Here is a 16,986-nt window from a genome sequence, read left to right on the forward strand (position 1 = left end):
AGGCCCCACTGATGCATCCCACCGACCACCCCGACGTGATCATCGCCGGCTGCGGTCCGACCGGCGCCGTGCTGGCCGCCGAGCTCCGCCTGCACGACGTGCGCGTGCTCGTCCTGGACCGCGACACCGAACCCGCCTCGGTCGTCCGCATCGTCGGCCTGCACGCCCGCACCCTCGAACTGATGGCCATGCGCGGCCTGCTCGACCGCCTCCTCGACCGCGGCCGCCGCCGGCCGGCCTCCGCGTTCTTCGCCGCCATCGACAAGCCGGCACCCGCCGGCCTCGACACCGCGCACCCCTACCTGCTGGGCATGCCGCAACCGGTCGTCGTCGACGTCCTCGAACGGCACGCGGCCGACCTGGGTGCCCTGGTCCGGCGCGGCTGCGCGGTCACCGGACTCGACCAGGACGACGACGGCGTCACCGTCGAGCTGGCCGGCGGCGAACGGCTGCGCGCCCGCTACCTCGTCGGCTGCGACGGCGCGCGCAGCACGGTCCGCAAGCTGCTCGGTGTCGGCTTCCCCGGTGAACCCTCGCGCAACGACACGCTGATGGGCGCGCTGGCGGTGAGCGCCCCGCAGGACGAGATCGACGCCAAGGTGGCCGAGGTCAGGCGGACCTGCCGGTTCTTCGACGTCAACCCCTTCGGCGACGGCGTCCACCGCGTCGTCGTCCCCGCCCCGCACGTCAGCGACCGCGGCGAACCGCCGGTGCTCGACGACTTCCGGCAGGCGCTGCTGGCCATCGCCGGCACCGACTTCGGCGTGCACTCACCGCGCTGGCTGTCCCGCTTCGGTGACGCCACCCGGCTCGCCGAGCACTACCGGGTCGGGCGGGTGCTGCTGGCCGGCGACGCGGCGCACGTCCACCCGCCCGCCGGTGGCCAGGGCCTCAACCTGGGCGTGCAGGACGCGGTCAACCTCGGCTGGAAGCTCGCCGCGCAGGTCCGCGGCCGGGCACCGGAGGGGTTGCTGGACACCTACCACTGCGAACGGCACCCGGTCGCCGCGGACGTCCTGGACAGCACCCGCGCCCAGGTGCTGCTGGCGTCCCCCGAACCGGGCGCGCGGGCGTTGCGCCGGCTGCTCACCGAGCTGATGGACTTCGACGTGGTCAACCGCCACCTGACCGAGAAGACCACCGCGATCGGCCTGCGCTACGACCTCGGAGGAGGCCACGACCTGGTCGGCCGGCGGCTGCGCGACCTCGACGTGGCGCAGGGCCGGCTCTACGACCGGCTGCACCGCGGCCGCGGCCTGCTGCTCGACCGCACCGGGCGCCTCGGCGTCGGTGGCTGGGCGGACCGGGTCGACCTCCTCGCCGATCCCTCCGCGGACGTGGACGCGCCGTGCGTGCTGCTGCGCCCGGACGGGCACGTGGCGTGGGCGGGGGAGGACCAGCACGACCTCGACGCGCACCTGGCCCGCTGGTTCGGCCCGGTCACCGCACCAGCCTCTCCCTGAACGCCGGCAGTGCCTTCCCCTGGGCGCCTCCGACTTGATCGCAAGGCCGGGTGGTACTTGCAGACGCCGGTAGAGGCAGGGGTGGCGGGCGCGGCTGGCGACCCGCCTCAGCACGTCACCAGGGAACGGGGCCCCCGTCGTCGAAGAACCCGCCGCGCGGTCCGTCGTCGGGCAGCGTGGCGAGCCTGATCGCGACCGCCGCACCCTGCTCGGGCGTCCGCGGTGCGTTGAACCCGGTGAAGTCCGTCGCGACGTAACCGGGGCAGACGGCGTTGACGATGACGTTCGTGCCGGCGAGTTCGCGCGCGTACTGCGCGGTGATGCTGTTGAGCATCGACTTCGACGGCGCGTAGGCGGCCAGCACCGGCCCGGTCTGCAACGTCAGCGACCCCATGGTGCTGGAGATGTTGACGATCCGCGGCGACTCGGCCCTGCGCAGCAGCGGCAGCACCGCGTTCGTCACGCGCACGACGCCGAACACGTTGGTGTCCAACACGGTCCGCATGACGTCGAGGTCCAGTGTGGACGGGTTCTGCGCGCCACCGTCGAAGCGGCCGGCGATGCCCGCGTTGTTGACGAGCACGTCGAGCCCGCCCGCGGTCTTCTCGATCGTCTTCGCCGCAACGGTGACGCTCTCGCCGGACGTGACGTCCAGCGCCACCCCGAACGCGTCGATGCCCTCATCTCGCAGGCGCGCAACGGCTTCCTCGCGTCGTGCGCTGTCACGTGCACCCACCGCCACCCGGAACCCGATCGTCCCGAGCCCGCGCGCGATGGCGAAACCGATTCCCTTGTTCGCGCCGGTGACCAGCGCGGTCTTCTTGTTCACACCACCCATGCTCAGCGCCGCCGCGGACGGCGTCCAAGATCGATCCAGTACCTCGTGATACTCCACGGGTATCAGCGCGCGTACGCTGGACGGGGTGCACGACGTCGAGACCCGCGAGCTGCGCTACTTCGTCGCAATCGCGGAGGAGCTGCACTTCGGTCGCGCCGCCGACCGCCTCGGCATCGCCCAGCCGCCGCTCTCGCGCGCGATCCGGCAGCTCGAACACCGCCTGGGCGTCCAGCTCCTCGACCGCGACCGCCGCGGCGTGGCCCTCACTGAACCCGGTCGCGTGCTGCTGCACGAAGCCCGCCTGGCCCTCGACGCGGTCTCGGCCGCCGTGCGCCGCACCCGCCAGGCCGCGGCCGAACGCCGCCCGCTGGTGCTCGTGACGAAGGCCGGCGCGTCCCACGAGCTGTTGCAGCGCCTGCTCGACGCCGTCGGCAGCGCGCCCGACCCGGTGCCGGTCGAGGTGCTGCTGTGCGAGGTCGGCGAGCAGGCCGGGCTGCTGCGCGACGGCACCGCGGACGTGGCGGTCATGCACCGCCCCTACGACGACCTGGCCGGGTTCGACACCGAGGACCTGGTGGTGGAGGGGCAGGTCGCGATCCTGCCCGCCGCCCACCCGCTCGCGGCCCGCGCGGAGCTCACGCTCGCGGAGGTCCAGCACGTGCCGGACCTGCCGATCGCGCGCTGGCCGCGGCTGGACGGGTCCTATCCGGACGGTCCGGGGCCGGAGGTGCGCACCCAGTCGAAGCTCGCGCAGCTCGTGGCGCTCGGCAGGACGCTGCTCGTGATCCCCGCGTCCAGCCGGGCGTGGCAGTGGCCGGAGCACGTGGCGGTGCCCGTCGTGGACGCGCCGGAAGTCACGACGGTGCTCGCCTGGCGGCCCGGCAACCGCTCGCCGGCGCTCGCGTCGTTCGTCCGCACCGTCACCGAATCGGTGCGAATCCCAGGGTGAACCGTTTCTGAGTCGATTTCTCGGGTATCGCTATAGCGGCGGATGACCCGGTCGTGTCGAGAGGAGACGGGAATGTCCCGTGATGGTGCCGGTGTGGTCATGACACGTGTGCTGGGTGCGGTGACCGCCGCGTACAGCGCCGCGTTGATCGTGTCCCCGCGGATCTTGGCCAAGCCCACGGGCCTGACCACGCGGGGAGATGACGTGCCGGGACCGGTGCGGACGCTCGTCGCCGCCATCGGGGCCCGTGACACCGCGATCGGCCTGGCGATGGTCCTCGCACCTACGGGGCGACCGCTGCGCACGGCCGTGGCCACGCGCGTCGCCGCGGACCTCTCGGACGCGGCGGTGTTCGGCCTGACGCTGCCCGACCCCGCGGCACGGCGCAAGGTCGCGGTGTTCGCCGTGACCTGGGCGGTGCTGTGCGGGGTCTTCGGCCTGCGCCGCTGACCGCCGGTCGTCCGCGTCCGCCAACGCGTTCACCTCAACCGCAGGGAGTTCCGAGCATGAGCACGATCACCAAGTCCGTCGACGTCGAGGCGGACGTGACCAGCGTCTACAACCAGTGGACCCAGTTCGCGGAGTTCCCGCGGTTCATGGAGGGCGTCGACCGGATCGACCAGCTCGACGACACCCACACGCACTGGACGGTCAGCATCGCCGGCGTGAAGCGCGAGTTCGACGCCACGATCACCGAGCAGCACCCCGACCAGCGGGTCGCGTGGCGCTCCGACAGCGGCCCCGACCACGCCGGTGTGGTGACCGTGCACCGCCTCGACGACCGCCACACGCGCGTGACGGTGCAGATGGACATCGACCCGGAGGGCTTCGTCGAGAACGTCGCCGACAAGCTCGGCGTCCTCGACCGCCGCGTGCAGGGCGACCTCGACCGGTTCAAGACCTTCATCGAGGAGCGCGGGGGAGCCGAGACCGGTGCGTGGCGCGGTGACGTCGACCGCCCCGGCCAGACCGCGCCCGGCCAGACCGCGCCCGGCCAGACCGCGCCCGGTACCGGCCAGCTCTGACCGGGCCGCACGAGTCCGCCGCGGTGTTCCGGCCACGGCCAGGTGGGGCCTTTCCGTGGCCCTGGGAACACCGCGGCACCCTCGTGTCCCCGGCCGGTGTCTTGCCGGCCGCTTCCCGGCCCGCCACCTCGGCGGCCCGTCAGCCTGACCCCGGCTCGCCCCCACCGCCCTGACCGGCGCGGGCGCGGGCCTTCTCGCCGAGCTTCGCCTCGATCCGCCGCAGCGTCGAGATCATCGACTCCACGTCGTCCTCATCGGACACCGCGTCGTCGAGCAGATCGCTCCACAGCACGCTCAACCGCCGCAGGTTCTCCTGCGCGCGGGCGGTGGGGTAGAGGCGCACGCGCCGCGCGTCCTCCGCATCCGCCTCGCGGTGCACGAGCCCCTTCTTCTCCAGGCTGCGCAACGCCCGGCTGAAGTTGCTGGAGATCTGGTGGGTGGCCTCCGCCGCCACCCCCGCCGACGTGCCGGGGTTGCGGTCGATGAACCGCATCGCGGCGATCTCCACCGGTGTCAGCGGTTCCCGGTGCAGCACCTCCTTGGCGGCGTGGATCTGCCGTCCGACCGCCGCGATCAGGTCGGCGAGCTCGAACAACCGCGCCTTCTGGTCCTCGTCCACGGCCACATGATAACTTCGCTGTCAGCTGATAGCTATCAACCGATAGGAGAGTGCGTGGACACCCCCGCGCGCGGCGCCGTCCCCACGCCGCTCCTGCTCGTGCTGGCCCTGCTGGCAAGCGTCGCCCCGTTCGGCATCGACCTCTACCTGCCCGCGTTCCCGCGCATGGCCACCGACCTCACCACCACCGACACCGCCGTCCAGCTGACCCTCACGACGTTCCTGCTCGGCCTCGCCGCCGGCCAGCTCGTCTTCGGTCCCCTGTCGGACCGCTGGGGCCGCCGCGGCCCGTTGCTGGCAGGCTCGGCGGTGTTCGTGGCCGCGAGCCTCCTCGTCGCCACCGCACCGACGATCGAGGTCCTGCTGGCCGGCCGCCTCTTCCAGGGCCTGAGCGCCGCCGCGGGCATGGTCATCGGCCGCGCGGTCATCGCCGACCTCGCCACCGGCCGCATCGCCGCGCGCGCGTTCAGCCTCATGATGATCGTCAGCGGCGTGGCACCCGTTGTCGCCCCGCTGCTGGGCAGCCTGCTCATCGACGGCATCGGCTGGCGCGGTGTGCTGTTCGTCCTGGCCGGTCTCGCCGTCGCGATGCTCGCCGGTTCCGCGGTCGTGGTGCGCGAGACCCACCCGCGCTCACGTCGGGGTTCGGCGCGGTCCGGCGGTTTCCACGCGTTGGGGCGCAAGGCTTACCTCACCGCCACGGCCACGTTCGTCTTCTCGTTCGCCGTCCTGATGGCCTACATCTCGGCCTCGCCGTTCCTGTACCAGGTCGTCATCGGCATGGGGCCGGTCAGCTACGGCCTGCTGTTCGGGCTCAACGCGCTCGGTCTGATCACGAGCAGCGCGGTCGCCTCCCGCCTGCTGCGTCGCGGCAACCCCCGCCGCATCCTCACGATCGGTGTCACGTGGCTCTTCTCGGCCGCGGTGGTGCTGCTCGTGCTGGCGCTGCTGCCCATCGGCGCGGGCTGGCTGGTGGTGCCGATCTTCTTCGCGGTCGCGTCCCTCGGGTTCGTGCTCGGGCCGGCCACGGCACTGGCCCTCGACGCCGTTCCGCAGGCGGCGGGCACGGGGTCGGCGGTGCTGGGAGCGTCGCAGTTCGGGCTTGCCGCGGTCGTGTCACCGTTGGTGAGCGCGGGGGAGGGCCACTCGACGTGGCCCATGGCGGTCACGATCGCGGTGCTGGCCACGATCGCGGCGGGTTTCTGCGCGCTGCTGCGCCGTGCGCCCCGGCAGGTGGACGCGCCCGAGGTCGACCGCCTGCCCGTGCGGACGTGACGGGGCCGGACGCGCGCGAAGCCTGACCGCAGCGCGCGCCGGCGGCGTCATGGAGGACGTGGCTCCCGGCAGTCGGCGGCTCAGCGGTTCGAGGACGGGAACTGACCACCGGCACTGCCGAGCGCGAGGAGGTCGGTGTACTGCTCCTGCCAGGACCTCTCGGTGGCGAGCAGGTCCGCGAGTCGTTGCACCCACTTCGCGTCGACCGGGGCGCCGACTGCCGCCGCCAGGTGCCGTTCGGTCTCCCCGCGAGCGCTGAGCCACTCGGACAACGTGGGACCGAGCGTGGGACCGCCCTGTGCATCAGTCATGGGGCGACAGTACTGCCGGCGCCTTCAGCGGGCGCGCGAGGAGGGGCCGTCCGCCACCGGCGAACCGGCGGAGAAAGCGGACCACCCGGTGGTGGCCCGCTTTCGGATGCCTTGTCCTGTCAGAGAAGGCGGACCGACGTGGCCTGCGGCCCCCTGTCGCCCTGCCTGATCTCGAACTGCACCGGCTGGTGTTCCGGTATGCCCTGGTAGGCGTACTCGTGGACCTCGGAGTGGTGCACGAACACGTCCGGTCCGCCGCCCTCGGGGGCGATGAAACCGAACCCCTTGCTGCCGTTGAACCACTTCACGGTTCCCTGGGTCATCGACGTGCTCCTTCGGTCGTCCGGTGCACGCCGAGCGCCTCCGGGGAAGTCGTGGTCTTCTGCTCGTCCCGCGTCGGACCTGCGGTACGCGGTGCGAGTTCGGACAGGCCCAGCATCGCGAGCAGGTCGCGGCAGTCCTGCGCGTCGTGGCAGTGCTGCGCGACGAGGCGGGCCGCTTGGCGTTGCCGGACGACCCCCGTCTCGTCGGCGGCGAGCCTGGCCTCGGTGAAATCCGCGGCGGCACCGGTCTGCCTGCCGATCTGACCGGTCCGTGTCATGAGCGCACCTGCTCGTCCGGTGCGGTGCGGTGGCTTCGGGAGGACGAGGTGAAGAGCTGGCGGTCCGGCGGCAAGCCGGTGCTCCGATCTCCGGCCGAAGGCGACAGCGCCGGATTGGATCGGGGCCCGCGGCGGCTGGATGCGGCAACTGGAACCCCAACCCCGCCGACAGTACTCCATCGCGCACCGGTCTGCTCCTGACCGGTTTCCCCGCACCGGTTCTCGTCGCCGCGATGTCACGGGCGTGGGGCGGGGGAGTGCGCGGAGACCGGCTGCCCGGCTCACCCCCGCGAACGGCGAGGGCCGGGTCGCGCTGCTCCGCGAACACGACCGGTGGCGGGCAGGAAGACCCCGATCACGGCACAGGAGACGGGTGATCCGCGATGTCCGTCCACTTCGGACGATGAGGGCTGGGTGCTCCTCCGGCTCGACCTCGCGGGGACGTGCGGTGGCGGCCGGACCGGCGCCCACGTTCAGCGCGAACGCGGTGCGCCGCGCTCGGAGGAACCCGCCGGGCCCTGGTGCGGGGTGCGCCGGGGTCCCGGTCGCGGCGCGAACTGTCCTAACAGGACCGAACTTCGCCGCGGACTCGCGGGCGCGTCGCGCTGTGCGGCGGCACCGGCGAGCCGGGCTCCGGGACTGGCGTAGACTGGGGAACACCGAGGGCATGTCGTGCAGCAGCGGTCGAGCTGGTGCCGCCTTGGGCGCATCACGAGACCCGGCCGTCCGGCTGGAGGTTGGGAGCGCCGGGGCGACCTCGGACCCGTTTCGCGGCCCTGGTGTCCTCGCGCCTCTTCCACCGGCGTCCTCTTCCTCGCAGCACCGTTCATCGGAGTTCCCGCATGACCACGTCCGAGCCACTGACCATCGACACCGAAGCCGAAGCCGGTCGCGTGTGCGGCGTCTGCCCGCACCTGTGGCGCGAGCACGACCCCCTCGGGGTGCGGTACTGCACCGCCACTGCGGCCTCCGCGTTGCCCCGGGGGTGCATCTGCTCATGACGACCACCACCGTGCTCACCACCGGGCGGCTGACCCTGCGCCCGTGGAAGCTCGAGGACACCGCCGCGGCACTCGCCGTGTACGGGCGCACCGAGGTGACGCGCTGGCTCAGTCCCGAGATGGACCAGGTTCCGGACCGGGCGGCCATGCGGCTGCTGTTGCAGCAGTGGGCCGCGGAGAGCGTGCGGCTGCCCGCGCCGTCGGGCCGCTGGGCGATCCAGCGCGACAGCGACGGCCTGGTGATCGGCGGGGCAGTCCTGCTGCCGCTGCCGCCGGGCGAGGAGGACCTGGAGATCGGCTGGCAGCTGCGTCCCGACACCTGGGGCAACGGCTACGCCACCGAGACGACCCACGCCCTGGCCTCCTGGGCGTTCAGCCAGGACGTGAACGAGGTGTTCGCCGTCGTCCGGCCGGGCAACACCCGCGCGGCGGCCACCGTGCGCAACAACGGCATGCACTGGGTCGGCGAGACCACGAAGTACTTCGGCACCGAACTCCAGGTGTTCCGCCTCCGCGCGGCGGACCTCGACGCGGCCGCGCCGACCTCGCCCCACCCGCCAGACCGCGACTGACCGCATCGGCACCGAACGCACCTCGTGCCGGCGGACCTGGCCCCCACCAGGCGTGCGGGTGGTCAGCCCCGGCCGCGGAGGTGGAAGCCCAGGAGGCTCGTATGACTGCAGGCGCAGGGCAAGCCAACCACTTGGCGGAGCTGTTGCGGACCAACGCCGAAAGGGTGGTCGAGGAGTGGGTGGACGCCGTGGCGGCCCCGCTGCGCGGGCGTTCGACCAGGGCGGAGCTCACCATCGACTTCCGTGAGCTGTTGCAGCTCGTGCTGCCGCTGGCGGGATCGGACGGCCGGGACGTCTCCGGACCGGCGTTCGACGAGGTCCGGTCGTTCCTCCAGGAGTACTCCCGCTCCGGCGTGCGGGGCGGCTTCACGCCCACGGAGACCGCGTCGAGCGTCTTCTCGCTCAAGCGCGGGGTCTTCGCGCTGGTGGAGAACGGCGAAGATCCGGCTTTGTTCCGGCAGGCGCTCGCGTTCTCCGCGCTGCTGGACGCATTGGGGTTGTGGACGTTCGAGTCGTACGCGCGGGCGCGTGAGGAGATCATCCGCGAGCAGTCGGAGCAGTTGCTGGAGCTGACCACGCCGGTCGTCAAGATCTGGGAGGGCGTCCTCGCCGTGCCGCTGGTGGGCACGCTGGACTCCGCGCGCACCCAGGTGGTGATGGAGAAGCTGCTGGAGATGCTGGTCGAGACCGGCTCCGAGCACGCGATCATCGACATCACCGGGGTGTTCGCCGTCGACACGCAGGTCGCGCAGCACCTGTTCAAGACCGTCGTCGCGGCCCGGCTGATGGGTGCGGAGTGCATCGTGTCCGGCATCCGCCCGCAGATCGCGCAGACGATCGTGGCGCTGGGCATCGAGTTCGGCGACATCGTCACCAAGGCCTCGCTCGCCGACGCCCTGAGGCACGCCCTGCGCCACGAGGGCGTCGGCGTCCCGGACCACGAGGCCGTGTGATGGAACGCGTCCCGATTCTCGAGATCGGTGGCGTGCTGCTGGTCTCCGTCCAGATCGACCTGCGGGACCAGGGAGTGCTCGCGCTGCAGGAGGACCTGGCCGAGAAGATCAGCTCGACCGGCGCCCACGGTGTCGTCATCGACATCTCCGCGGTCGAGATCGTCGACTCGTTCATCGGGCGGATGTTCGCCACGATCGCGTCCATCTCCCGGCTGTTCGACGCCGACACCGTCGTGGTCGGCATGCGCCCGGCCGTGGCGATCACGCTCGTGGAGCTGGGCCTCGCGCTCGATGGTGTGCGCACGGCCCTGGACCTCGAACAGGGTGTGCGGCTCCTCGGGCGACCGGGCCGGGGTGCGCGCTCCGGTCACGCCGCGCAGGACGCCTGAGGTCGCCCGGCCGGAAGCGCCCGCCGGGGTCTGCCCGGTCGGCATGAAGAGCTACGGCCGTGCGCCGACGTTCCTGTCGCTGACCGGCTCCGGGCGGGCCCGGTCTGCCGTTGGCGCGGTCTCCGGTGACCTCGCGGCCACCCGGCGGGTCGAGCTGGTGCTGCCCGAGGCCGGTGTGTGCGGCGGTGCCGGTGTGTTCGACGCGCCCGATGAGCAGGCCGACGGCGGAGGGTGCTGCGAAGCGCCCGGAACGGCCGACGTGGCGCTCGGCCTCACACCCGGCCCATGCCGAGGTGTTGCGGCAGTGCCGCGGCCGGCTGGGAACGGCCCGCGTTGTGGACGCGGACGACCAGCACCTCGGGGGTGTCGGCCACGGCGGTCCTCCTCGGTCCTGGTAAGGTCCTCCGTCGCAGATCACACCTGTTGTATCGACTTTCGTCAATCCAAGTGGCCGGGGTCGTGTCATGACGAGTCCGGAACGGCGTGCTGAGCGGGGAGAGGCGCGGGACTTGAGCCGGTACCGCGTCGAGAACACCGCCATCAGCCGCAGGCTGGGGGAGCGGTCGAAGGGCCGGGAGTCGTACGAGTCGGAGTACCTGCCGCGCGGCGGCCCGATCGCCCTGTACGGGCTGCTGTTCACGATCGTCGTCCTGTTCGCGCTGCGGGGCGGGACCGTCACGAGCCGCCCGCTCGACGTCGTCCGGATCGCGGTGCCGCTTCTGGTCTCCTTCGCGATCATGTAGGCCGGTTCGTACGCGCTGGGCAAGGCGTCCGGACTGTCGTACGAGCGGACCACGACCCGCTCGTGTGCGTGAGCCTGTGGCTGCGCAGTCGGTGGAGGAAGCGGGAGCAGGCCTGACGGCGTGGTGGCTCCTCGCTCGACAGCCTGGCCGCCACCTCTGGGACGCACCACACGGGATCGCGCCGACGTGATCGGCCCGAACTCGACGCCGCGCTCGCCGACCAGCCCACCCGCCGGTCGGCGCTTCCCGGCACTTCACCGCTCTCTCCGGCTCCGCCCGGTCATCGCGGTAGGAGCGCAGGCGGGCACCGAGAGCCGCCAGGCGCTCGACGACCCAGTCGCGTTCGGACGCCGGGAAGCCGATGGCCAGGTGCAGGCGCTGGTCGACCGCGGACGCGTCCCGTCCGCGGACACGGCGTTCGCCGGCGTCTCCCCAGGACCGGTCATCGTGCTGTGCCGCGCAGCGGCGCACCCGCGTCGTGCAGGTGCCGCAGGACCTCGGCGTACGACCGGACCATGGTCGTCTTGCTGTACGGGATTCCGTGGCGTCCGCAGAAGTCCTCGACGACGGGTTGCGCGTGGCGCAGGTTGGGGCGGGGCATGTGCGGGTAGAGGTGGTGCTCGACCTGGTGGTTGAGCCCGCCGAGCAGCGCGTCGACCCACCGGCCACCGGTGACGTTGCGGGAGGTGAGCACCTGCTTGTGCAGGTGGTCGAGGCGTTGTTCACCGGTGATGATCGGCATCCCCTTGTGGTTGGGTGCGAACGAGCACCCGAGGTACACGCCCATCAGGCCCTGGTGCACGGCGATGAACACGACCCCCTTCAACGGTGAGAGGACGGCGAAGACCGCCAGCAGGTACGCCGCCAGCGGCACGATCTGGAGCGCGGCCTCGCGCCACGGGTTGCGCAGCTCGTTGCGGCACAGGGCGACGATGCCGGAGATCCGCAGCACGACCGCTTCGGCGAGCAGCAGCGGGAAGAACAGGAAGGCCTGCCGTTTGGTGATCCAGGCGTTCAGGCCGCGTTTGTCCTTGGCCTGGGCGCGGCTGAAGGCGAGGGCGTGGATCTCGATGTCGGGGTCGTGGTCCTCGTGGTTGGGGTTGGCGTGGTGGCGGTTGTGCTTCGCGACCCACCACTGGTAGCTGATGCCGGTCAGGCTGCCGTGCAGATGCCCGACCACGTCGTTGGAACGGTGGCTGCGGAAGATCTGCCGGTGCCCGGCGTCGTGCCCGATGAACGCCAGCTGGGTCGAGGCCACGGCCAGGGCCACGGCGAGCAGCACCTGCCACCAGGAGTCGCCCAGCAGCACGAAGGCGGCGGCGATGGCGCCGAGCAGGACGCCGTTGACCGCCATCCGCAGCACGTAGTAGCCGTGACGGCGCTCCAGCAGTCCGGCGGCTTTGATCTCTTTGGTCAGAAGGGCGAAGTCGCTGCCGCGAGGACGGTCGGCCGTCTTCGTCAGCACGTCGTGCGTCGAGGTCATCTGCCTGCTCCGGGTTTCGGTGTGTCGGCTTCGGTGTCCAGTCCGGGTTCGTCCGGTCCGGACTCTTCGGGTTCGCTGGTGTGCACGTCGGCGGGTGCCACGTGCTCGTCGGCCTCGCTCAGCAGGGAACGGATCGCGGAGTTGAGCACCGCCAGCAGCGGTACCGCGAGCAACGCGCCGGCGATGCCCGCGACGAGGAGCCCGCTCGCGATGGCCAGCACCACCGCGAGGGGGTGCAGCTTCACCGCCCGTCCCAGCAGGAACGGTTGCAGGACATGGCTTTCCAACTGGTTCACCGCGATCACGATGACCAGCACGATCGCCGCGGTCACCGGGCCGTTCGCGACGAGCGCGACGAGGACGGCCACACCACCCGCCACCACCGCGCCGAAGATCGGGACGAACGCGCCGATGAACACCAGCGCCGCCAGCGGAACCGCGAGCGGTACCCCCAGCACGGCCAGTCCGATGCCGATGCCGAGCGCGTCCACCACGGCGACCGCCCCGGTCGCGCGGACGTAACTGACCAGCGCGGCGAGACTGCGCCTGCCCGCGACGTCCACCCTGCGGCGAGGGCCGTCGGGGACGACGCGGATGAGGAACTGCCAGATCCTCGGGCCGTCGTAGAGGAAGAACGCGAGTGCGAACAACACGAGCAGCATCTCCACGAGGGTCTCCCCGACCGTGGCGGCCGTGGTGATGGCGCTCGACGTGATGCCGGACTGGTTGTCCTGCAAGGTTTTGACGACCCGGTCGGCGAACTCGCGCAGCTGGGTCTCGCTGAGGTGCAGGGGGCCGTCGACGAGCCAGCCGGACACGGCGTCGATGCTGCGGACGAGCTGCGCGGCCAGGGCCGGTATGCCGTTGACGAAGGTCGTCACGACGAACGTGAGCAGTCCGCCGAGGACGACGAGCCCGCCCACCAGCACCACCATCGTCGCGACACCTCGCGGAAACCGCTTCGACATGAGGAAACCGACCGCCGGTGTGAGCAACGCGGCCAGCAGCAACGCGATCGCGAGCGGCACCACCAGCGATGCCAGCCGGCCGAAGATGACACCGATCACGTACAGCGAGGCCACGACGACGAGGAAGCGCCAGCCGAGAGCCGCGCTGACGCGCAGTGTGAAGGGGACTGCGGTCCGCGTGGGCGACGAATCCCCGCGGTCGGTGATCACGACGGCTGTACCTCCGGTGTCGGTCGCCGACGCCGGGTCCGGGGTCATCGGTGGGGCAGCGGTCTGCCCGCGCACCTCTGCACGGGATTCCCCGCCGCCCGGACCACAAACCCGGATGAGCTGTGGCGTTGTCGGGTCTCGGCGGCGCCGGGCATCCGGGGATCGACGTCCCGCCGGGGGTCAGGTGGGAGGAAGGACCGGCTCCAACGCCGAGTCCGGCGGCTTGAGGAGCCGGTGGAGAAGATCGGCGCACGCTCCACCCGCGGTCAGCCGAGCACCCCGGTGCCGACCAGTCCTGCCAGCAGCAGCGCTGCGCTCACGAAGGCGCCGAACAGCTCGACCGGCACGAGCCGCCTTCCGGCCCACCGCACGAGTCCCGTGTTCACCAGCAGGTGTGCGAACGCCGTCACCACCACCCACCACGGACCGGTGCTCAGCAGCAGCGTCGCACCGAGGTGGAACGACATGGTCGTAATGCCACGAGCTGCGCTGTGCGCGGGGTGCGTGCTGACGAACCCGCCCTGTGCCTTCAGCTGTTCGGCGGCCAGCCGTCCGACGGGCCCGCTGAACCTGGTCAGCTCGGTGGCGGCGAGGAAGACGAGCTGAGCCAGCGCCCAGCCGAACCCGGCCCAGAGCGCGGACTCGACACCGCTGACGACGATCACGACGAGCGCGAGCCGGACCACCTCGTCGGTGGCACCGGACACCACCGCGATGATGGTCTCGCGCCGCCGGAGGGCGTGCAGCCGCCCGGCTGAGCCCAGCACCGGGAGCCGAGCCGCCAGGGCGACCAGCCAGCCCAGGACCCCCAGCAGCACCACACCGGCCTGGTCGAGGCCGAGCAGCACCGCCAGCACCGCCGCGAGGAGCGCGAGGAGGACCGCCACCACGGCGACGCCCGCGCGGATCCTCCCCCTGACCTGAGTCGGGCCCGCGGCCGGTCGTTCTTCGTGCTCGGAGTCGTTGATGCCTCCGACGCTACTCCACCTCCGCGGGACCGGTGTCCTCGATCATCCACTGTGGATCTTCCGGTGCGGCGGGGGAGACGTCGCGGCACGCGGAGCTTCCGCCTCGGTGGTACTGCGGTGTAACGTCAGCGGCACGTGCCCTGGACCCGGCGTCGCGCCAGCCGACGAAGGAAGTTCCTGTGGTGCACATCGATCTCACCGGTGCCGGCGGCCTGCGGGCGGCCCGGCCGAGCCGGTGCCCCGCCGAACTGCTCACCACCACCGCGCGAACGACCCCCACCGGAGCGGTCGTGGTCGCCGTGCGCGGTGAGGTGGATGGGATCACCTGCGCGGTGCTGCACGATCAGGTCTTCGGGCAGTTGCGGCTCACCCACCACCTCGTTCTCGACCTCGGAGGGGTGGACTTCCTCTGCGCGGCCGGACTCACCGTCCTCGTCGCCCTGGAGAAGACGGCACGGCAGGCCGGCGCGGTGCTGTGCGTCGTCGCGCGCAACCGCCAGGTGTGCATGCCCCTGACGATCACCGGCCTGTCAGCCGTCCTCGACCTCCACCTCGACGTCGCCGAGGCGGTGGTGTGCGAGCACGCGGCCCCGGCGTCGCCACCGGCGAGGTCGCGGCTGGCCGCCCCCCGCCGACCCGGCGACCTCCGTTGATCCGCCGGGCGGCTGTTCCCCCGTCGGCGAGCCCGATGAACGTTCGTGCTCGTCGGCGATTTCTCGCGAGAACGGAACGGCCGCCGGCGTCCGGCGATTTTCCGGCTCAGCCAGGAAATCGCCGGCCGAAACCTCCTCGGATCATTTCGCGCACCGTGGCGAGAACGTTCCGGTGGGCGCGGTGGAATTCTGCGGGCGGACGGCCGCGCAACGGGTCTGCCCCTGCGTGCCACCTGCCGGCAGCGCTGTCGGCAGGTGGTGGCGGTCAGAAATCAGTGGACGTGCAATCGGTTGAGTGCGAAAAAAGAGTGTAGTGTCAATTGTGCCGAGAACATCTCGTACCTGAGCGGTCAAGCTCACGTCGTACTCGGCGAAACCAGAACCGGCCGTTTCGGCCGGAGACGGGAGTCCCGGCATGACGTCGGCTCCGCACCGGTCCATCGCCCCGCCGGCCGTCACGGCCACGGAGCAGCCTCGGCATCACCAGCTGCGACTGCGGTTGCGGCCGAAGGCGCTCGTCACGGGGCATGTCGACGGTGCGTGGTGGCCGCGTTCCCGGGACCTCGCCGCCGAACTGCCGGCACTGCTCTCGGTGCTGGCAGTTCGGCTGGGCGACATCCCGCGGGTGAGCTACGACCTGACCGGCTGGGACACGGCGCCGCGCCAGATCGCGGTGGACGGCGTCCGCGTCCGCCTCAACGGGTTCTGGTCCAGGCCGGCGCACACCCTCGACCTCGTCGCGGGTGACCGGAGCCGCCTCGCGCTGCTGGTCGTACCGCCCGGTACCGACCCGTCCGCCGCCCACCACACGATGATGCGCGCTGTCCGGCGCGACAACACCGACACCGTCGAAGACCTGTTCCGCATCGGTGCCCTGGAAGCCGAGGAGTCCACTGTGGACTTCTGGGAAGCCGAGGGCGGCCGGGTACCCCAGCAGAAGACGAGAGATGCAGAATGACTGAATCGACCTTCACGTCCGCCTACGACCGCCGGCTCAAGATGGTGGAGGACGTGCTGACCGGCCGCACCGAGCTCGGCGGCAAGGCCGCGCGGGCTCTGGCCGTGCACGTGTTGCACGCGCTCGACCACATCCCCGAGCGAGTGCGGTGACCTTCCGCCACAGCGGCGAGGCACGACCGACGCGGAGCACTCGCCTGCTCCGCGTCGGCTGCGTGTTCACCTACCGCGCCGAGGTGCCGACCCCGGCGGTGTTCCTGGTCGGACCGGACCGGCGGGACCACGTGCGGGTGAGCGGTGAGGACCTGTTCACCGAACCCGACCTGCCGGTGCGGGAGCACTTCGACGTGTACGGCAACCGGCTCGCGCGCCTGGTGCTGCCACCCGGACTGTCCACGGTGAACTACGTCGCGTGGGTGGACGTGCCCGACCGCGTCGAGGACGTGGACGAGGACGCGCCGGAGCTGTGGCCCGACGACCTCCCCGATGACGCGCTGCTCTACACGTTGCCCAGCCGCTACTGCGCGTCCGACGCGCTGGGCGACGAGGCCTGGTCGAGGTTCGGCGCCCATCCGCCGGGATACCGCAGGGTGCGAGCGATCTGCCGGCACGTCCACGAGTCGCTGGAGAGCGGCTGCGGCACCTCCACGGCGTTGTCCGCCGGCGTCAACGCCGCGGAGATCGGGCTCTGCCGCGACTTCACGCACCTGGCGATCTCGTTCTGCCGCGCCCTCGACATCCCCGCCCGCTACGTCCTCGGCTACCTGCCCGACCTCGACGCGCGGCCGGACGGGGCGTCGATGGACTTCGCGGCGTGGATGGAGGTCTGGCTGGGAGACCGCTGGTGGACCTTCGACCCGCGCAACGGCGGGCCCCGCAAGGGCAGGGTCGTGGTCGGCCGCGGCAGGGACGCCGCCGACGTCGCGATGGTCACCACGTTCGGAAGTCCTGTGCTGGAGTCGATGGTCGTCCACGTGGAGGAGGACCTGGCGCCCGCGTGGCGGTGAG

21 protein-coding genes and 1 pseudogene are annotated in these 16,986 nt (G+C 71.7%); 14 read left to right on the forward strand and 8 right to left on the reverse strand.

Features of this window, described 5'->3' with window-relative positions; all coding sequences use genetic code 11:
• Window positions 1–11 precede the first annotated feature (11 nt).
• Window positions 12–1,463, forward strand: a complete 1,452-nt coding sequence (locus tag AB0A63_RS19725; protein ID WP_360393061.1) for an FAD-dependent monooxygenase — start codon at window positions 12–14, stop codon at window positions 1,461–1,463.
• Between the two features lie 115 nt (window positions 1,464–1,578).
• On the opposite strand, the gene AB0A63_RS19730 is transcribed toward AB0A63_RS19725, so the two are convergent.
• Window positions 1,579–2,301 (reverse strand): SDR family oxidoreductase, encoded by a 723-nt coding sequence (locus AB0A63_RS19730; protein WP_360393735.1) that lies wholly within the window; start codon window positions 2,299–2,301, stop codon window positions 1,579–1,581.
• Between the two features lie 85 nt (window positions 2,302–2,386).
• Here AB0A63_RS19730 and AB0A63_RS19735 point away from each other — a divergent pair, with 85 nt between their 5' ends.
• The 3 genes from AB0A63_RS19735 (at window position 2,387) to AB0A63_RS19745 (ending at window position 4,275) form a co-directional block, all read left to right on the forward strand.
• Complete coding sequence (locus tag AB0A63_RS19735; protein WP_360393064.1) at window positions 2,387–3,250, forward strand: LysR family transcriptional regulator; 864 nt, start codon at window positions 2,387–2,389, stop codon at window positions 3,248–3,250.
• Between the two features lie 99 nt (window positions 3,251–3,349).
• A complete protein-coding gene (locus AB0A63_RS19740; protein WP_360393067.1) occupies window positions 3,350–3,700 on the forward strand; it encodes a hypothetical protein in 351 nt (116 codons plus the stop codon).
• A gap of 56 nt (window positions 3,701–3,756) precedes the next feature.
• The gene (locus AB0A63_RS19745) at window positions 3,757–4,275 is read left to right on the forward strand and encodes an SRPBCC family protein (RefSeq protein WP_360393070.1); all 519 of its coding nucleotides are present in this window, start codon (window positions 3,757–3,759) and stop codon (window positions 4,273–4,275) included.
• 139 nt (window positions 4,276–4,414) lie between these two features.
• Here the strand turns inward: AB0A63_RS19745 and AB0A63_RS19750 are convergent, their stop codons facing one another.
• Window positions 4,415–4,894: a MarR family transcriptional regulator gene (locus AB0A63_RS19750; RefSeq protein WP_360393073.1), complete on the reverse strand. Its 480-nt coding sequence runs from the start codon at window positions 4,892–4,894 to the stop codon at window positions 4,415–4,417.
• A gap of 54 nt (window positions 4,895–4,948) precedes the next feature.
• Between AB0A63_RS19750 and AB0A63_RS19755 the strand changes: the two genes are divergently transcribed.
• Entirely contained in the window at window positions 4,949–6,169 is a 1,221-nt protein-coding gene (locus AB0A63_RS19755) for a multidrug effflux MFS transporter (RefSeq protein ID WP_360393076.1), read from the forward strand.
• Between the two features lie 80 nt (window positions 6,170–6,249).
• Here the strand turns inward: AB0A63_RS19755 and AB0A63_RS19760 are convergent, their stop codons facing one another.
• From AB0A63_RS19760 to AB0A63_RS19770, 3 genes are all read right to left on the reverse strand, one after another.
• Complete coding sequence (locus tag AB0A63_RS19760) at window positions 6,250–6,480, reverse strand: hypothetical protein (protein WP_360393079.1); 231 nt, start codon at window positions 6,478–6,480, stop codon at window positions 6,250–6,252.
• Window positions 6,481–6,599: 119 nt separating this feature from the next.
• On the reverse strand, window positions 6,600–6,803 hold the full coding sequence (locus tag AB0A63_RS19765; protein ID WP_360393081.1) for a cold-shock protein: 204 nt from the start codon (window positions 6,801–6,803) through the stop codon (window positions 6,600–6,602).
• Window positions 6,800–7,081, reverse strand: a complete 282-nt coding sequence (locus AB0A63_RS19770) for a hypothetical protein (RefSeq protein ID WP_360393084.1) — start codon at window positions 7,079–7,081, stop codon at window positions 6,800–6,802. Before AB0A63_RS19770 ends, AB0A63_RS19765 begins: the two co-directional genes overlap by 4 nt.
• 842 nt (window positions 7,082–7,923) lie before the next feature.
• On the opposite strand from AB0A63_RS19770, the gene AB0A63_RS19775 reads away from it, so the two are divergent.
• From AB0A63_RS19775 to AB0A63_RS19795, 5 genes and pseudogenes are all read left to right on the forward strand, one after another.
• On the forward strand, window positions 7,924–8,082 hold the full coding sequence (locus tag AB0A63_RS19775) for an RGCVC family protein (protein WP_360393086.1): 159 nt from the start codon (window positions 7,924–7,926) through the stop codon (window positions 8,080–8,082).
• Complete coding sequence (locus AB0A63_RS19780) at window positions 8,079–8,654, forward strand: GNAT family N-acetyltransferase (protein WP_360393089.1); 576 nt, start codon at window positions 8,079–8,081, stop codon at window positions 8,652–8,654. The genes AB0A63_RS19775 and AB0A63_RS19780 overlap by 4 nt, the downstream gene beginning before the upstream one ends.
• Before the next feature lie 101 nt (window positions 8,655–8,755).
• Window positions 8,756–9,607: an STAS domain-containing protein gene (locus tag AB0A63_RS19785; protein ID WP_360393092.1), complete on the forward strand. Its 852-nt coding sequence runs from the start codon at window positions 8,756–8,758 to the stop codon at window positions 9,605–9,607.
• Window positions 9,607–9,996, forward strand: a complete 390-nt coding sequence (locus tag AB0A63_RS19790; protein ID WP_360393095.1) for an STAS domain-containing protein — start codon at window positions 9,607–9,609, stop codon at window positions 9,994–9,996. The genes AB0A63_RS19785 and AB0A63_RS19790 overlap by 1 nt, the downstream gene beginning before the upstream one ends.
• Before the next feature lie 539 nt (window positions 9,997–10,535).
• Window positions 10,536–10,736, forward strand: a pseudogene (locus AB0A63_RS19795) (arsenical-resistance protein); the annotation flags it as partial.
• Between the two features lie 445 nt (window positions 10,737–11,181).
• Here AB0A63_RS19795 and AB0A63_RS19800 read toward each other — a convergent pair.
• The 3 genes from AB0A63_RS19800 to AB0A63_RS19810 form a co-directional block, all read right to left on the reverse strand.
• A complete protein-coding gene (locus AB0A63_RS19800; protein WP_360393098.1) occupies window positions 11,182–12,222 on the reverse strand; it encodes an acyl-CoA desaturase in 1,041 nt (346 codons plus the stop codon).
• Window positions 12,219–13,400 carry an AI-2E family transporter gene (locus AB0A63_RS19805; RefSeq protein ID WP_360393101.1) on the reverse strand — a complete coding sequence of 394 codons (1,182 nt, stop codon included), beginning with the start codon at window positions 13,398–13,400 and terminating at the stop codon, window positions 12,219–12,221. Before AB0A63_RS19805 ends, AB0A63_RS19800 begins: the two co-directional genes overlap by 4 nt.
• A 266-nt stretch (window positions 13,401–13,666) precedes the next feature.
• Window positions 13,667–14,287, reverse strand: coding sequence for a hypothetical protein (locus AB0A63_RS19810; protein ID WP_360393103.1), 621 nt, complete (start codon window positions 14,285–14,287; stop codon window positions 13,667–13,669).
• 260 nt (window positions 14,288–14,547) lie between these two features.
• On the opposite strand from AB0A63_RS19810, the gene AB0A63_RS19815 reads away from it, so the two are divergent.
• The 4 genes from AB0A63_RS19815 (at window position 14,548) to AB0A63_RS19830 (ending at window position 16,985) form a co-directional block, all read left to right on the forward strand.
• Window positions 14,548–15,021, forward strand: a complete 474-nt coding sequence (locus tag AB0A63_RS19815) for an STAS domain-containing protein (RefSeq protein ID WP_360393106.1) — start codon at window positions 14,548–14,550, stop codon at window positions 15,019–15,021.
• 415 nt (window positions 15,022–15,436) lie between these two features.
• Window positions 15,437–15,979 carry a DUF5994 family protein gene (locus tag AB0A63_RS19820; protein ID WP_360393109.1) on the forward strand — a complete coding sequence of 181 codons (543 nt, stop codon included), beginning with the start codon at window positions 15,437–15,439 and terminating at the stop codon, window positions 15,977–15,979.
• A complete protein-coding gene (locus tag AB0A63_RS19825; RefSeq protein ID WP_360393111.1) occupies window positions 15,976–16,131 on the forward strand; it encodes a DUF6307 family protein in 156 nt (51 codons plus the stop codon). Before AB0A63_RS19820 ends, AB0A63_RS19825 begins: the two co-directional genes overlap by 4 nt.
• Before the next feature lie 62 nt (window positions 16,132–16,193).
• Window positions 16,194–16,985 carry a transglutaminase family protein gene (locus AB0A63_RS19830; RefSeq protein ID WP_360393114.1) on the forward strand — a complete coding sequence of 264 codons (792 nt, stop codon included), beginning with the start codon at window positions 16,194–16,196 and terminating at the stop codon, window positions 16,983–16,985.
• The last annotated feature ends 1 nt before the right edge of the window (window position 16,986 follow it).

The sequence above is a fragment of the Lentzea sp. NPDC042327 genome (assembly GCF_040647275.1).
GTDB lineage: Bacteria > Actinomycetota > Actinomycetes > Mycobacteriales > Pseudonocardiaceae > Lentzea.

Coding starts and splice junctions, on each gene's coding strand:
- AB0A63_RS19725 (WP_360393061.1), top strand. CDS start 12: ATGCATCCCACCGACCACCCCGACGTGATCATCGCCGGCTGCGGTCCG.
- AB0A63_RS19730 (WP_360393735.1), bottom strand. CDS start 2,301: ATGGGTGGTGTGAACAAGAAGACCGCGCTGGTCACCGGCGCGAACAAG.
- AB0A63_RS19740 (WP_360393067.1), top strand. CDS start 3,350: ATGACACGTGTGCTGGGTGCGGTGACCGCCGCGTACAGCGCCGCGTTG.
- AB0A63_RS19745 (WP_360393070.1), top strand. CDS start 3,757: ATGAGCACGATCACCAAGTCCGTCGACGTCGAGGCGGACGTGACCAGC.
- AB0A63_RS19760 (WP_360393079.1), bottom strand. CDS start 6,480: ATGACTGATGCACAGGGCGGTCCCACGCTCGGTCCCACGTTGTCCGAG.
- AB0A63_RS19765 (WP_360393081.1), bottom strand. CDS start 6,803: ATGACCCAGGGAACCGTGAAGTGGTTCAACGGCAGCAAGGGGTTCGGT.
- AB0A63_RS19770 (WP_360393084.1), bottom strand. CDS start 7,081: ATGACACGGACCGGTCAGATCGGCAGGCAGACCGGTGCCGCCGCGGAT.
- AB0A63_RS19775 (WP_360393086.1), top strand. CDS start 7,924: ATGACCACGTCCGAGCCACTGACCATCGACACCGAAGCCGAAGCCGGT.
- AB0A63_RS19780 (WP_360393089.1), top strand. CDS start 8,079: ATGACGACCACCACCGTGCTCACCACCGGGCGGCTGACCCTGCGCCCG.
- AB0A63_RS19785 (WP_360393092.1), top strand. CDS start 8,756: ATGACTGCAGGCGCAGGGCAAGCCAACCACTTGGCGGAGCTGTTGCGG.
- AB0A63_RS19790 (WP_360393095.1), top strand. CDS start 9,607: ATGGAACGCGTCCCGATTCTCGAGATCGGTGGCGTGCTGCTGGTCTCC.
- AB0A63_RS19800 (WP_360393098.1), bottom strand. CDS start 12,222: ATGACCTCGACGCACGACGTGCTGACGAAGACGGCCGACCGTCCTCGC.
- AB0A63_RS19820 (WP_360393109.1), top strand. CDS start 15,437: ATGACGTCGGCTCCGCACCGGTCCATCGCCCCGCCGGCCGTCACGGCC.
- AB0A63_RS19825 (WP_360393111.1), top strand. CDS start 15,976: ATGACTGAATCGACCTTCACGTCCGCCTACGACCGCCGGCTCAAGATG.